Origin of the sequence: Paraburkholderia sabiae, from assembly GCF_030412785.1 — a bacterium.
GTDB classification, from domain to species: Bacteria; Pseudomonadota; Gammaproteobacteria; order Burkholderiales; family Burkholderiaceae; genus Paraburkholderia; species Paraburkholderia sabiae.
In genome coordinates this window covers 6,174,449-6,188,413 of record NZ_CP125295.1, presented here as the reverse complement: position 1 = coordinate 6,188,413, position 13,965 = coordinate 6,174,449, and the positions used below count along the sequence as shown (strand labels likewise).

Genomic DNA, 13,965 nt, shown 5'->3' with positions numbered 1-13,965 from the left:
GACCCGACGTGAAGGAAAAATCCAACTCAGAAGTGGGGCGTGTGATGCGAGACAAGGAAGATGAACGCGTCGATGGCGGCCGCCGTAGCTGGCTGATTGCGACGACCGTAGCAGGTGGCATCGGAGGCGTCGCCACCGTCGTACCCTTTGTTAGTTCGTTTGCACCATCCGAAAAAGCCAAAGCGGCGGGTGCCCCCGTCGAAGTCGATATCTCCAATCTGAAGCCCGGCGACATGATGACGGTCGCCTGGCGCGGCAAGCCCGTCTGGATCATCAATCGCACGGACAAGCAGTTGGCCGACGTTCAGAAGGCCGACAAGGAAGTCGCCGATCCGGAAAGCAAGAATCCGTTTTCGATGCCCGAGCCGGACTACACGAAGAACGAGTTCCGCTCGCGCCCCGAACACAAGAACCTTTTCGTTGCCGTCGCGGTGTGCACCCATCTGGGCTGCACGCCGACCCCGCGCTTCCAGGAAGGCGCACAGCCCAATCTGCCCGACGACTGGCCGGGCGGCTTCCTGTGCCCGTGCCATGGCTCGACGTACGACCTGGCCGGCCGCGTCTTCAAGAACAAACCTGCGCCGCAAAACCTCGATATCCCGCCCTACATGATCACAGGCAACACGCTCGTGATCGGCAAGGACGAGAAAGGAGAAGCGTAATGGCGACGACCGAAAAGGAAGTAGAAACAACGGGTCTGACGGGCTGGATCGATCGCCGCTTTCCGATGACGGCGACCTGGAAAGCTCACGTCTCCGAGTACTACGCGCCGAAGAACTTCAACTTCTGGTACTTCTTCGGTTCGCTTGCCCTGCTGGTGCTGGTCAACCAGATCGTCACGGGCATCTTCCTGACGATGAACTACAAGCCCGACGCGACGCTCGCGTTCGCCTCGGTCGAGTACATCATGCGCGAGGTGCCGTGGGGCTGGCTGATCCGCTACATGCACTCCACGGGCGCGTCGATGTTCTTCGTCGTCGTGTATCTGCACATGTTCCGCGGGCTGCTGTACGGCTCGTATCGCAAGCCGCGCGAGCTGGTGTGGATTTTCGGCTGCGCGATCTTCCTGTGCCTGATGGCCGAGGCGTTCTTCGGTTACCTGCTGCCGTGGGGCCAGATGTCGTACTGGGGCGCGCAGGTGATCGTGAACCTGTTCTCGGCGATTCCGTTTGTTGGCCCGGACCTGTCGCTGTGGATTCGCGGCGACTACGTCGTGTCGGACGTCACGCTGAACCGCTTCTTCGCGTTTCACGTGATCGCGATTCCGCTCGTGCTGCTCGGGCTGGTGGTCGCGCATATCGTCGCGCTGCACGAAGTGGGGTCGAACAACCCCGACGGCATCGAGATCAAGGCAAAGAAGGACGCGAAGGGCATCCCGCTCGACGGCATTCCGTTCCATCCGTACTACTCCGTGCACGACTTCATGGGCGTGTGCGTGTTCCTGATGGTGTTCGCGGCGATCATCTTCTTTGCGCCGGAGATGGGCGGCTACTTCCTCGAGTCGAACAACTTCGTCCCCGCCAACCCGCTGCAGACGCCGCCTGAAATCGCGCCCGTCTGGTACTTCACCGCCTTCTACGCGATGCTCCGCGCAACCACCGATCCGTTCAAGATCGTGCTGATGGTCGTGATCGGCCTGCTCGGGCTGTTCGCGCTGATCCGTGCACGCGGCAAGTGGAAGCTCGGGCTGCCCGTGCTGGCCATTCTCGTGATCCTCGCGATGGCGTTCACCGAGTCGAAGTTCTGGGGTGTCGTGGTGATGGGCAGCGCGGTGGTGTCGTTGTTTTTCCTGCCTTGGCTCGACCGGTCGCCCGTGAAGTCGATCCGTTACCGGCCGTTCTTCCACAAGGTGTTTTACGGCATCTTCGTGCTGGCGTTCCTGACGCTGGCGTTCCTCGGCACGAAGCCGCCGTCGCCGGCCGCGACGCTGATCGCGCAGATCTGCGCGCTGGTCTACTTCGCGTTTTTCCTCGGCATGCCGTTCTGGACGCCGCTTGGCAAGTTCAAGCAGCCGCCCGAACGAGTGCGGTTCAAACCCCACTAACCGCGAGCCAGGAGAAAACGACGATGAAAAAACTGCTTTCGACGCTCGCGCTGCTCGGTGCAACCGTGCTGGCGCTGTCCACGGCGCCTGCTCGCGCGGAAGGCGAGTTTCCGCTCGACCGTGCGCCCGACAACGCGGAGAATATTGCCTCGTTGCAGCATGGCGCCCAATTGTTTGTAAACTACTGCCTGAATTGCCATAGCGCGAACCTGATGCGCTATAGCCGATTGCAGGATATCGGCATTTCGCAGAAGGAAATTGAAAAGAACCTGCTGTTCACGACAGATAAAGTCGGCAACACGATGACGGTCGCCATGCGCCCCGACGACGCGAAAGCGTGGTTCGGCGCGACGCCGCCGGATCTGTCGGTGGAAGCGCGGGCAAAGAACCGTGACTGGCTGTACACGTATTTGCGCAGTTTTTACCGCGATGACACACGGCCGACCGGCTGGAACAATATGGTGTACGAGAACGTGAGCATGCCTCACGTGCTGTGGCAGCTTCAGGGGCAGAGAACGGCGAAGTTCGAAGAGGATATCGACGAAAACACGAAGGAAAAGGTCAAGAAATTCGTGGGATTCCAGCAGGTGACGCCGGGGACGATGTCGCCGGTAGATTATGATTCTGCTGTGGCCGACCTCGTGTCGTACCTTTCATGGATGTCCGAACCGACGCAGAAAACCCGTCGTCAGCTTGGCGTGTGGGTGCTGCTGTTCCTGGGCGTTCTGAGCTTTTTCGCCTGGCGACTGAACGCCGCGTACTGGAAAGATATCAAATAGTCACGCCGTAACTGGTGTGGGGCCGGCGCAAGGGAAGACCGCAAGACGGTTTTTCCCGCTCGCTGGCCCTTTAAGTTTTTTGAGGAAACGCAAACATGATGGTTCTGTATTCCGGCACTACTTGCCCGTTCTCCCAGCGCTGCCGGCTGGTGTTGTTCGAAAAGGGCATGGACTTCGAAATCCGCGACGTCGACCTGTTCAACAAACCGGAAGACATCGCCGTGATGAATCCGTATGGTCAGGTGCCGATCCTCGTCGAACGGGATCTGATCCTGTACGAATCGAACATCATCAACGAGTACATCGACGAGCGCTTCCCGCATCCGCAGCTGATGCCGGCCGATCCCGTTCAACGTGCGCGCGCGCGTCTGTTCCTGCTGAATTTCGAGAAGGAACTGTTCGTCCACGTCGGCACGCTCGAAAACGAAAAGGGCAAGGCCGCCGAGAAGAACCACGAAAAGGCGCGCCTCGCGATCCGCGACCGTCTTACGCAGCTCGCGCCGATCTTCCTGAAGAACAAGTACATGCTCGGCGAAGAGTTCTCGATGCTCGACGTCGCGATCGCGCCGCTGCTGTGGCGTCTGGATCACTATGGCATCGAACTGTCGAAGAACGCTGCGCCGCTGATGAAGTACGCCGAGCGTATTTTCAGCCGTCCGGCCTATATCGAAGCGCTGACGCCGTCGGAAAAGGTGATGCGCCGCTGAGTTTGAGATTGGCTTCGGGTGCGGCGCGCGGCGTTCCGTTCTGGTTCGCGCGCCAGCCCGGCACGAGGACAGTTGATGCAAGAGATTTCCACGAAGCCGTACCTGCTGCGCGCGCTGTACGAATGGTGTACCGATAACGGCTATACGCCGCATATCGCGGTGCGTGTCGACAACCAGACGCGCGTGCCGCGCCAGTTCGTGCGCGACAACGAGATCGTGTTGAACATCAGCTTCGAGGCGACCAGCCAGCTGCAGATGGGCAACGAGTGGATCGAGTTTCACGCGCGCTTCTCGGGCAAGTCGCACAAGATCGAGGTGCCTGTGAACAACGTGCTCGCCATTTACGCGCGCGAGAACGGTCAGGGTATGGCGTTCCCGGTCGAGTCGGCGGGCGGCGAGGCGACGGATTCCGAGGACGATGAAGCCGTGATCGAAGAAGCGCCTGCGGAAGCGGCGCCGGCGGCGGAGAAGGTCGGCGAAACCGACAAGGATCCGACGCCCGACGACGACGGCACGAAAGGTGGCGGACGAGCCCACCTCAAAGTCGTGAAATGAAGTAGAATCGCGCACTCAGGCCGGCTTAGCTCATCAGGTAGAGCGCTTGACTTGTAATCATGAGGTGGCGGGTTCGAGTCCTGCAGCCGGCACCAGTAGTCAGAAACGGGCCACGCGGTAACGCGTGGCCCGTTTTGCTTTTGCGGCGCCGCGCGCTCCGGGCGAAGCGTTGCGAGCGTCTAAGCGCGGCGTCGCTGGAACGTTCAATACAATACGAACATCGAAGCGAAGTCCACGCGGTGCACGCATCCGTGCACCGTTTTTCGCGTCACACACCGCACTCATGACCGACCATCCCACCCTCACCTGGCCCGAAGCCGACGGCCCACATTCAGCCCGCTGGCGCTCGGAAGCCGCCGTCCCGCCCGCGAAGCGCGTCGTGATCGCCGACGACCGCACGACGGCCGATGCCGCCTATCGCCTCGCCTGCGAAGGCACGGCGCTCCTGTGGCGCGGCGATTTCCAGAACGCGCGTCAACTGTTGCAGGCGATGACCCGTCGTCTCGAACGCAAGCCGCGCAAGCAGGCGGCCAATCCGCTCGATGCGTTCAATCTTCACCGGCAGGCGCAGTCGCAACGCGCGCGCACGCTCGGGATGCTGCTGATTCCGCTCGAGGGCGACTACACGATTCCGTTGCGCCGCGCGCCGGATGTCCAGCAGGCTTGCGAAGAGGTCTACGGGCCGCCGACGCAGGAAGCGTCCGTGGTCTCGCTGCGCGAACTGCTCGGTCTGATCGGCGCGCATGAATGGCGGAAGAAGGGCGTCGAGATTCCGGCGCTGGACGAGCGCATCCATCCGCACTACGGCGTGTTTTCGCCCGTGCGAGGCGAGTACGTGGATCTCGTCGCGCGGACACCGTTGCCGACGCAGGAACTGGCGTTCGATATCGGCGTCGGGACGGGCGTGCTGTCGGCGGTTCTGGCAAAGCGGGGCGTCAAGCGCATCGTCGCGACGGATCAGGATCCGCGCGCGCTCGCGTGCGCGAGAGAAAACCTCACACGGCTCGGCTACGATCAACAGGTCGATCTGATCGCTGCCGACCTGTTTCCCGATGGCCGCGCGCCGCTCGTCGTGTGCAATCCGCCGTGGTTGCCGGTGCGTCCCGCCTCGCCGATCGAAAACGCCGTGTACGACTACGAAAGCCGCATGCTGCTCGGCTTTCTGAGCGGACTCGCCGAGCATCTCGAACCGGGCGGGGAAGGCTGGCTGATCCTGTCGGATTTCGCGGAGCATCTCGGCATGCGGACGCACGACTGGCTGCTCGCCGCGATCGACAAGGCGGGTTTGCGGATTGTGGGAAGAGAGGACATCAAGCCGCGTCATCCGAAAGCGAGCGACGCTTCCGATCCGCTGCACGCGGCTCGCGTGGCCGAAATCACGTCGTTATGGCGGCTCAAGGCCAAATGACGAGTGAGGGCTCGGGTCAGGCCTTCTGAACGTAGGCTAGCGCGCCGCTGCCGGCCACGAGGCCGCTGGCAAAGCACGCGGTCAGCAGATAGCCGCCCGTCGGCGCTTCCCAGTCGAGCATTTCGCCCGCGCAGAACACGCCGGGCAACTGGCGGACCATCAACGCGCTATCGAGCGCTTCGAACGGAATGCCGCCCGCGCTGCTGATGGCTTCATCGATGGGACGGGCGCGCGTCAGCCGCAACGGCAAGGACTTGATCGCTTGCGCAAGCTTCTCGGCGTCGGTGAAATCGTCCTTCGACACGCATTCGTGCAGCAGGCCAAGCTTCACGCCCGTGATACCGATCCGGCTGTGCAGATGCGATCGCGGATGGTCGCGGACATCGCGTACACGAGACTTCCTTCGATCCCCGTCGACGTTACGACGAACTCACCTTGTCGATGCTGGACCGTCCCGTCCGCGCCTTCGACGGACATCGAAACCGGCTTCACGGGCTGGCCCGCGTAACGTTCGCGGAAATAGGCGGTCCAGTCGGCGTCGAAGCCGCAGTTCGTCGGTAGGAGCGGCGCGATGGGAATGTCGCGCTGCTGCATCAGCGGAACCCACGCCGCATCGGAGCCGAGACGCGCCCAGCTGCCGCCGCCCAGCGCGAACACGACGGCGTTTGCCGTCACATCGCGCTCGCCGTCGGGCGTCGCGAAACGCAAGCCATGCATGTCAGGTGAGGCGGACGCGCTCCAACCGATCCACTTGTGCCGCATATGAAACTGCACGCCCGCTTCGCGCAACCGATGCAGCCACGCGCGCAACATCGGCGCAGCTTTCATGTCGGTCGGAAACACGCGGCCCGAGCTGCCGACAAACGTCGCGACCCCCAACTCGTCGAGCCATCGGCGCAGCGCGTCCGGCCCGAGCACATCGAGCAGCGGCGCGATGTCGGCGCGCCGCTTGCCGTAACGGCCGAGAAACGGCTCGATGGGCTCCGAGTGCGTGATATTCATGCCGCCTTTGCCCGCCATCAGAAACTTGCGGCCAACGGACGGCATCGCGTCGTACACGTCGACGCGCACGCCGCCGCGAGCCAGCGCTTCGGCGGCCATCAGCCCCGCCGGGCCGCCGCCGATGACGGCTACGCGGACGTGACGCGTGATGTGATCGGGCGAGTTCGACATCGATGAGAAGCGGAAGTGAATGGCGGTGAAGCGCGCTCGGCGCGAAGGCCGGTATTGTCCCACCGGCCTGGAAGCTGGGCAAACGAAGCAAACCGGGGCAAACGAACGTGCCGGCCGGCCAATCGCGATCAGGCGACGACAGCTACCCGACTTAGAACCCGACCTATACTTTTCTCACCCACCTTGCTTCCCCGGCGCTTGTCGCGCCGCCCTGCCGCGCACAACTCACGCATCCCGCCGCTGCCCGAGGCCTTGCGAAGAACTCGCCGGGGTCACGCCGGCGCACGCGTTGCGCGCGACGCTTTGATCTGAGGAGTCTGTCATGGGCCGCAAATACATCGATTGCCGCGAATGCCCGAGCGACATCAACTGCACCGTCGCGCTGTGCGCCGATTCGGAAAATGAACTGCTCGAAGCCGCCGTCGCGCACGCGATTCAGGCGCACAAACACAGCGATTCGCCCGAACTGCGCAGCCAGTTGAGGTCGATGTTCCACGACGGCACGCCGCCGCTCGCGCCCGCCGCAGCGTGACGATCGATGCGCACGAGCGGCAACCCGAGCCGCGACGAACAACGGTGGAACAGCAGACCGGACGGCGCGAGCGTGCCCGCGCCGTCCATCGCGAACTCAGCCCGGATAGGCTTCGTCGACCTTGAGTCCGGCCAGTTTGAAGATCACGCGCAGTGTCTGGGGTTTGATGTCGCGGCGTGATGCGAGTGTCGTCATCACGAAGTCCAGCACTTTCGCGTATTTGAGCAGGGTGAGGCACGTCTCCATGTCGACGCTGCCGTCGCGCATGGCTTCCGCGAGCCGCAGCATCTCGACCGAGATGTCGCGCGCCATTTCGAGTTCCAGCTGCTGCTTTTCCGTCCACTCGGGCGTGGCCAGCAGCTTCGCCATGAGCTCCTGAAACTTCTGCTCGGCGTTTCCGTTGGGTGTCGTATCCATTTGCCGCCTCATCAGATCTGAGCGCGCTTCGTTTCAGTCCCGGTGCGCTTCAGGTTACGTTACGTTCGAACCGGTGTTCCGGTCCGACCTCCCCTATGCGTACCGGCGTCATTCGACGCTGCAGCAACCGGTAGCTTGTCTTTCGTTATGCATCGTGCAAGCCGTCAGACTGTTCCGGGCTTGCAACGGACGACTGCCATGCGACACGCGTTCCAGCCGACTCGAAAATCGGACGTTTTCATGCATGAAACGTTCCAGACGAGGGTCGGTGTCGCCGTCGACGCGGAAGAATCGGGACGATCTCTTCGCGCTTTGGGTAAACTGACAGACACTTTTCCCTTCTTCCGTCACCTGACGCACGTTCGCGATGCAATCGGTGGCGCGCTCATTCGATGTCCAGCAAAACCTACGAAGTCCGTCCTAATCAATCCGTCGAACTGCTGAAAGAGCTCCATATCCTGACGCGCGACGGCAAGATGAACCAGGACAGCCGCCGCAAGCTCAAGCAGGTCTATCACCTGTTCCAGTTCATCGAGCCGCTGCTCCAAGACCTGAAAGAGACGAAAGGTGAACTGACCCTCGTCGATCACGGCGCGGGCAAGTCCTACCTCGGCTTTATTCTCTACGACCTGTTCTTCAAGGAACTGCGCGATAACTCGCATATCTTCGGCATTGAGACGCGCGAGGAACTCGTGTCGAAGTCGGAGGAGCTTGCGGAGCGCCTCGGCTTCAAGGGTATGTCGTTTCTTAATCTTTCTGTAGCCGAGTCGATTTCGTCGGACAAACTTCCGCCGAACATCGACATCGTCACCGCTTTGCACGCGTGCAACACGGCCACCGACGATGCAATCCGCTTCGCGCTCGAAAAACATGCGAAATACATCGTCGTCGTGCCGTGCTGTCAGGCGGAGGTGGCGGGCGTGCTGCGCAAGAACAAGGGCAAGTCGCTCGGCAGCGCGCTGACGGAAATCTGGCGGCATCCGCTGCATACGCGCGAGTTCGGCAGCCAGATCACGAATGTGCTGCGCTGCCTGCAACTGGAAGCGCACGGGTATCAGGTCAACGTGACGGAACTGGTCGGCTGGGAGCATTCGATGAAGAACGAACTCATCATCGCGACCTATAAAGATTTGCCGCGTCGGCGTCCCACCGAGCGGCTCAATGAAGTGCTGGAGACGCTCGGCATCACAGAGTTGCGCGAGCGCTTCTACGCCGAGGCTTTAACTTAGAAACTCGGCCGGCTCAGTCTTTGGCCGGCTCGCTCATCCATTGGCGCCAGCCTTCGAGACCGAGGCGCCGCATCGTTGCTTCGTTGCGCTCGTAGATGTCGGCGGCGTCGGGGAAGGCGTCGACTGCGCGCTCGATGCTCGCTTCCCGCAACAGGTGAAGGATCGGGTAGGGCGCGCGATTCGTGTAGTTCTCGATATCGTCCGGCTCGTTGCCTTCGAACTGATACTGCGGGTGAAAGCTCGCGATCTGCAGCGTGCCCTCCAGGCGCAACTGCTTGAGCATCCGGTCCGCGAAGAACAGGCAGTCGTTGTACTCGAGAAAATCGCCGAGTGCGTGCGGGATGATCAGCAGCGTCGTGTCGATGTCGGCGGGATCGGCGTCCATCAGCGTACGCAACTCGGTTTCCAGATCGGTCAGGACGCCTTCCACGTCGGCGGCCTCGCTGATCGTGTAGCGAATCTGATTCTTCACGTGCACCGCCTTCGCGAAAGGACACAGATTCAGCCCGATGACGGCGCGCGTCAGCCAGTGGCGCGTGGCGTCGAGAATGGCAGCGTGGGAATCGGGGGACGGCGAAGACATGGCGGTGCCAGCAAAAAAACGAAACCGCTATTTTACCGGCGCGTCTCCGCAAGCCTGTGCGACCAGCTGCTCCGCGACGCGCGGCGCAACCTTGATCGGTCCGCAACCCGGGCCGTACGTCTGGCTCGACGCATACACGCCTTCGATCAGCAGCGCGAGTCCGTTCGCGAGTTCGGCCGGATCGCGCGCGCCCGCTTCCGCGCACAGATCGTTCAGACGCTGCATCAGCCTGGTCTTGTTGTTCAGCACGCAAACGCGAGCCGGATGCGACGGATCGGGAAACTCGGCCGACACGTTGACGAACGGGCAACCGCGATAGTCTTCCTTCGACGCGCGTCCGGCCAGATCGTCGAAATACTGGACGAGCTGTTTTCGCGGCTCGCCCGGATGCCTGGCGAGGCTTTCGTCGAAGCGCGCGAAGAAGTTCTCGTCGGACTGTTCCAGGTACGCGACGACCAGATCGTCTTTCGATGAGAACTGCCGGTACAGGCTCATCTTGTTGACGCCCGCGCGCTCGACGACAGCATCGACGCCCACCGCGCGCACGCCTTCCTTGTAGAACAGGTCGGCGGCGGCGCGCAGCAGATGCTGCTGCGCGTCGGAGCCCGCCGTCTGCGCGCGACGGCTCGAGGCGGGTTTGGCGGTGTCGGAATTAGCCATGTTGGGCTTGGGGTTCATATTGAGATGTCTTGACATGTTACCGACCGGTAACTAAGATCGCAACACCAATTGTGACAGGTCAGTCACAAGTCTTTTACGAAGTTGGTAAAAATCCGACGTGGCTCGCAGGGCGATGTCCGTCAGCCGAAAAAGAACTTGGAGAACCGATGAACTGGGCAGCAAGAATGATTCGTGGGCGCTTCCACTACGGCTGGCTGGCCGTGGCAGTGGTGTTTCTGGTGCTGCTCGCCGCAGCCGGCACACGCGCGACGCCGAGCGTGATGATGGTGCCGCTCGAACACGATTTCGGCTGGAGCCGCGCGACGATCTCGCTGGCGATTTCGGTGAATATCGCGCTGTACGGGCTGATGGGACCGTTCGCGGCGGCGGCGATGCAGCGTTTCGGCGTGCGGCCGACAATTCTCATCGCGCTCGGCACGATGGCGGCGGGCGTCGGGCTGTCGTCGCTGATGACGCATCCGTGGCAGATGATCCTCGTGTGGGGCGTGATGGTCGGCGGCGCGACGGGCGTGGCGGCGCTGACGCTGTCGGCGACGGTGGTGAACCGCTGGTTCACCACGCATCGTGGTCTGGTGATGGGCATCCTGACGGCCAGCTCGGCGACGGGCCAGCTGGTGTTCCTGCCACTGCTCGCGGCGATTGCGCAGCATCATGGCTGGCGGCCCGTCGTATGGACGGTCGCGATCGCCGCCGCCGTCGTGCTGCCGCTCGTCGCGTTCCTCCTGCCGGAGCGTCCCGCCGATATGGCGCTGCGGCCGTTCGGCGAACCCGCCGACGCGCCGATCCGCTCCGACATGAGCAACAAGAACCCGCTCGCGATCGCCTTCGGCACGCTCGCGATGGCGAGCAAGACGCGCGATTTCTGGCTGCTGTTCTTCAGCTTCTTCATTTGCGGCGCGAGCACGAACGGCTACGTCGGCACGCACCTGATCGCGATGTGCGGCGACTACGGGATGACGGAAGTGCAGGGCGCGTCGCTGCTCGCGGCGATGGGCATTTTCGATCTGTTCGGCACGACGCTGTCGGGCTGGCTGTCGGACCGCTTCAACGCTCGCGTGCTGCTGTTCTGGTACTACGGGCTGCGCGGTTTGTCGCTGATCTATCTCCCGCACGCGTTCGGCATCGATTTCTTCGGCTTGCCGCTGTTCGCCGTGTTCTACGGCCTCGACTGGATCGCGACCGTTCCGCCGACCGTGCGTCTTGCCACGGATGTCTACGGCAAGGACTCGGCGCCTGTCGTATTCGGCTGGGTCGTGGCAGGGCATCAGCTTGGCGCGGCGTTCGCTGCGCTCGGCGCGGGCATGCTGCGCGCGAGCCTCGGTACGTACACGGTGGCGTCGATGATTTCGGGCGGTTTGTGCATCGTCGCGTCGATCATCGTGCTGCGGATCAATCGCGGCGAGCGGAGCGTGGCGGCGCAGGCGGCCTGACGTCGTAATCGGGTTCAAGGTGCAAACGGCGCGTCGCGGCTGAAAAGGCTCGACGCGCTTTTCTTATGCGCTCACGCGATATCTTTCTGCGCGACCTGCAACGCGGGATGCACTCACATCGGGTTATGCTAGTGGCCCTCGGGCTGCTGCCCGCCGATCATGAATTTCGACCGAGAGATGCGCATGACCAAGAAACCCGCAGCCACCGACGTTCCCATTCATGACCTGATCGCCGGTCGCTGGAGCCCACGTGCCTATTCGAGGGAGCCGGTGAGCCGCGAACAGCTGCGCGCGGTGCTCGAGGCGGCGCGCTGGGCGCCTTCGTCCTATAACCTGCAGCCGTGGCGCTTCCTGGTGTTCGACCGCTCGACGGACGAAGTCTCGTTCAAGAAGGCGTTCGACACGCTCGTGCCGTTCAACCAGGGCTGGAACGCGAATGCGCCTGTTCTGATCTGTGTGACGGCGCATACGCTGACGTCGAAGGGCGAAATCAACCGCTGTGCGCCGTACGACGCGGGCGCGGCCGCGTTGTCGCTGGTGTTGCAGGCGCATGCGCTGGGCCTCGCCGCGCATCAGATGAGTGGGTTCGACGTCAACGCGTTCCGCAAGGCGTTCGCCGTACCCGACGACGTCGAGGTGATCGCGATGATTTCGCTGGCGCACTACGGCGAGGTCGACAAGCTCGATCCCGTGCTGCGTGAACGGGAAAAGGCGGCGCGCACGCGCGTGCCGCTCGGCGATATCGCATTTGCCGGGGCTTGGAACAAGGGGTTCTGATCCGTCATTAACGGTGATGTGCAAAAACGCGGCCCATATCGGCCGCGTTTTTTTATGGCGCGGGCGTCTTATTCGTCCTCGACGGCGGACAACGGTGCAGCGACCGTTTCCAGCGAACGCCGTTCGGCATCGACGCCCCAGATCGCCGCGATCACCGCCGCAGCCAGCATCAGCGCGGAGCCGACCAGATAGCCGGAAAACACTTCGCTGCGCTGCTGCGTATCGATCAGCCTGCCGAAGAACGCCGGTCCCGCGATGCCGCCAAGCGCCGTGCCGAACGCGTAGAACACCGCAATCGCGAGCGCGCGGATTTCGAGCGGAAACGATTCGCTGACGGTCAGATACGCCGAACTCGCCGCCGACGACGCGAAGAAGAAAATCACCATCCATGCGATTGTCTGCGTCGTCACGGTCAGCATCTGCTGCTCGAACAGATAGCCGCTCAACGTGAGCAGAATCGCAGAGATCGCATAGGTCGCGGTGATCATCTTGCGACGGCCGATCACATCGAACAGTCTGCCGATCAGCAGCGGTCCCGCGAAGTTGCCGAGCGCGAACGGCAGGATGTACCAGCCGATGTGGTCGCCCGGCACGTGATAGAAGTCCGTCAGCACCAGCGCGTAGGTGAAAAAGATTGCGTTGTAGAAGAACGCCTGCGCCGTCATCAGCGACAGCCCGACCAGCGCGCGCCGCCGATGCACCACGAACAGCGTATGGAAGACTTCGCGCAGCGTCGTGCGCTCGCGGGCGCGCAGCCGCAGACGCTTGAGCGCGTCGTCGGGAAGCGCGTGGTTTTCCGCGCGAAAGCGCGCCTCGATGCCTTCGACGATCTCGCGCGCTTCCTTCTCTTCGCCGTGCGTCAGCAGCCAGCGCGGGCTTTCGGGAATCCAGACACGCATCGGCAGGATCGCCAGCGCGAGCGCCGCGCCGATGAAGAAGCACGCGCGCCAGCCCCAGTCGCCGGGGAGCAGATGCGGATCGAGCAGCACCAGCGAGCCGATTGCGCCGAGCGCCGCGCCGACCCAGAACGTGCCGTTGATCGCGAGATCGGTGTGGCCGCGCACACGCGCGGGCGTGAATTCCTGGATCGTCGAGTTGATCGCCGTGTATTCGCCACCGATGCCCGCGCCCGTCAGAAAACGAAACACGAGAAAGCTCGCGAGATTCCACGAGAACGCCGTCGCCGCCGTCGCGGCCAGATAGAGCGCGAGCGTGATGAAGAACAGCTTGCGACGCCCGAGCCGGTCGGTCAGCCAGCCGAATCCGAGCGCACCCAGCACCGCGCCCGCGATGTACGCGCTGCCCGCGAGTCCCACGTCCGCGTTCGAGAAGCGCAGCACGTCGCTCGATTTCAGCGCGCTCGCCACCGATCCCGCCAGCGTCACTTCGAGCCCGTCGAGCAGCCATGTCACGCCGAGCGCGACGACGATCAGCGAATGAAAGCGGCCCCACGGCAAGCGGTCGAGCCGCGATGGCAGATCGGTTTCGACGATGGTGGACGGGTCGGTGCGGACCGTAGGTTCCTGCATCGGATCTCCTGGACGAGCCTGATGGCGAACGGGGCATTCAGCGGGCAAATTTCGGAGGATTCTGTAAGCCGGCTGGCGAACAGCGTATCCTGTCGGATTCATCCGAGCCCGGCGCGACCCT

General features: G+C 62.8%; 14 protein-coding genes, 1 tRNA gene and 1 pseudogene. 11 read left to right on the top strand and 5 right to left on the bottom strand.

All coding sequences use genetic code 11. The features are described 5' to 3' along the window. The first annotated feature begins 44 nt into the window (after window positions 1-44). From petA to QEN71_RS27755, 7 genes are all read left to right on the top strand, one after another. Window positions 45-662: a ubiquinol-cytochrome c reductase iron-sulfur subunit gene (gene petA / locus QEN71_RS27785; RefSeq protein ID WP_035989002.1), complete on the top strand. Its 618-nt coding sequence runs from the start codon at window positions 45-47 to the stop codon at window positions 660-662. Continuing rightward, a complete protein-coding gene (locus QEN71_RS27780) occupies window positions 662-2,044 on the top strand; it encodes a cytochrome b (RefSeq protein ID WP_201655489.1) in 1,383 nt (460 codons plus the stop codon). Before petA ends, QEN71_RS27780 begins: the two co-directional genes overlap by 1 nt. Before the next feature lie 23 nt (window positions 2,045-2,067). Next, entirely contained in the window at window positions 2,068-2,823 is a 756-nt protein-coding gene (locus tag QEN71_RS27775) for a cytochrome c1 (RefSeq protein ID WP_201655492.1), read from the top strand. Window positions 2,824-2,918: 95 nt separating this feature from the next. Next, on the top strand, window positions 2,919-3,530 hold the full coding sequence (locus QEN71_RS27770; RefSeq protein ID WP_006052302.1) for a glutathione S-transferase N-terminal domain-containing protein: 612 nt from the start codon (window positions 2,919-2,921) through the stop codon (window positions 3,528-3,530). A 75-nt stretch (window positions 3,531-3,605) separates the two neighbouring features. After that, the gene (locus tag QEN71_RS27765) at window positions 3,606-4,085 is read left to right on the top strand and encodes a ClpXP protease specificity-enhancing factor (protein ID WP_201655495.1); all 480 of its coding nucleotides are present in this window, start codon (window positions 3,606-3,608) and stop codon (window positions 4,083-4,085) included. A gap of 19 nt (window positions 4,086-4,104) precedes the next feature. After that, window positions 4,105-4,180, top strand: a tRNA-Thr gene (locus tag QEN71_RS27760). 188 nt (window positions 4,181-4,368) lie between these two features. Beyond that, window positions 4,369-5,493 (top strand): methyltransferase, encoded by a 1,125-nt coding sequence (locus QEN71_RS27755; protein WP_201655498.1) that lies wholly within the window; start codon window positions 4,369-4,371, stop codon window positions 5,491-5,493. Between the two features lie 16 nt (window positions 5,494-5,509). Here the strand turns inward: QEN71_RS27755 and QEN71_RS27750 are convergent. After that, a pseudogene (locus QEN71_RS27750) lies at window positions 5,510-6,666 on the bottom strand (TIGR03862 family flavoprotein). A gap of 322 nt (window positions 6,667-6,988) precedes the next feature. On the opposite strand from QEN71_RS27750, the gene QEN71_RS27745 reads away from it, so the two are divergent. Further along, on the top strand, window positions 6,989-7,198 hold the full coding sequence (locus QEN71_RS27745) for a DUF1059 domain-containing protein (protein WP_201655501.1): 210 nt from the start codon (window positions 6,989-6,991) through the stop codon (window positions 7,196-7,198). A gap of 96 nt (window positions 7,199-7,294) precedes the next feature. On the opposite strand, the gene QEN71_RS27740 is transcribed toward QEN71_RS27745, so the two are convergent. Then, entirely contained in the window at window positions 7,295-7,615 is a 321-nt protein-coding gene (locus tag QEN71_RS27740) for a type II toxin-antitoxin system HicA family toxin (RefSeq protein ID WP_028367569.1), read from the bottom strand. 392 nt (window positions 7,616-8,007) lie between these two features. Here QEN71_RS27740 and QEN71_RS27735 point away from each other — a divergent pair, with 392 nt between their 5' ends. Further along, a complete protein-coding gene (locus tag QEN71_RS27735; RefSeq protein WP_201655504.1) occupies window positions 8,008-8,844 on the top strand; it encodes a class I SAM-dependent methyltransferase in 837 nt (278 codons plus the stop codon). A 13-nt stretch (window positions 8,845-8,857) separates the two neighbouring features. On the opposite strand, the gene QEN71_RS27730 is transcribed toward QEN71_RS27735, so the two are convergent. After that, complete coding sequence (locus tag QEN71_RS27730) at window positions 8,858-9,427, bottom strand: DUF1415 domain-containing protein (RefSeq protein WP_201655507.1); 570 nt, start codon at window positions 9,425-9,427, stop codon at window positions 8,858-8,860. A 27-nt stretch (window positions 9,428-9,454) separates the two neighbouring features. Further along, a complete protein-coding gene (locus QEN71_RS27725; RefSeq protein WP_201655510.1) occupies window positions 9,455-10,087 on the bottom strand; it encodes a TetR/AcrR family transcriptional regulator in 633 nt (210 codons plus the stop codon). A gap of 167 nt (window positions 10,088-10,254) precedes the next feature. Between QEN71_RS27725 and QEN71_RS27720 the strand changes: the two genes are divergently transcribed. Continuing rightward, on the top strand, window positions 10,255-11,538 hold the full coding sequence (locus tag QEN71_RS27720; protein ID WP_201655513.1) for an MFS transporter: 1,284 nt from the start codon (window positions 10,255-10,257) through the stop codon (window positions 11,536-11,538). Window positions 11,539-11,721: 183 nt separating this feature from the next. Then, on the top strand, window positions 11,722-12,315 hold the full coding sequence (locus tag QEN71_RS27715) for a nitroreductase family protein (RefSeq protein WP_201655516.1): 594 nt from the start codon (window positions 11,722-11,724) through the stop codon (window positions 12,313-12,315). Between the two features lie 68 nt (window positions 12,316-12,383). Here QEN71_RS27715 and QEN71_RS27710 read toward each other — a convergent pair whose 3' ends face one another. Continuing rightward, window positions 12,384-13,844: an MFS transporter gene (locus QEN71_RS27710; protein WP_201655519.1), complete on the bottom strand. Its 1,461-nt coding sequence runs from the start codon at window positions 13,842-13,844 to the stop codon at window positions 12,384-12,386. Between the last annotated feature and the right edge of the window lie 121 nt (window positions 13,845-13,965).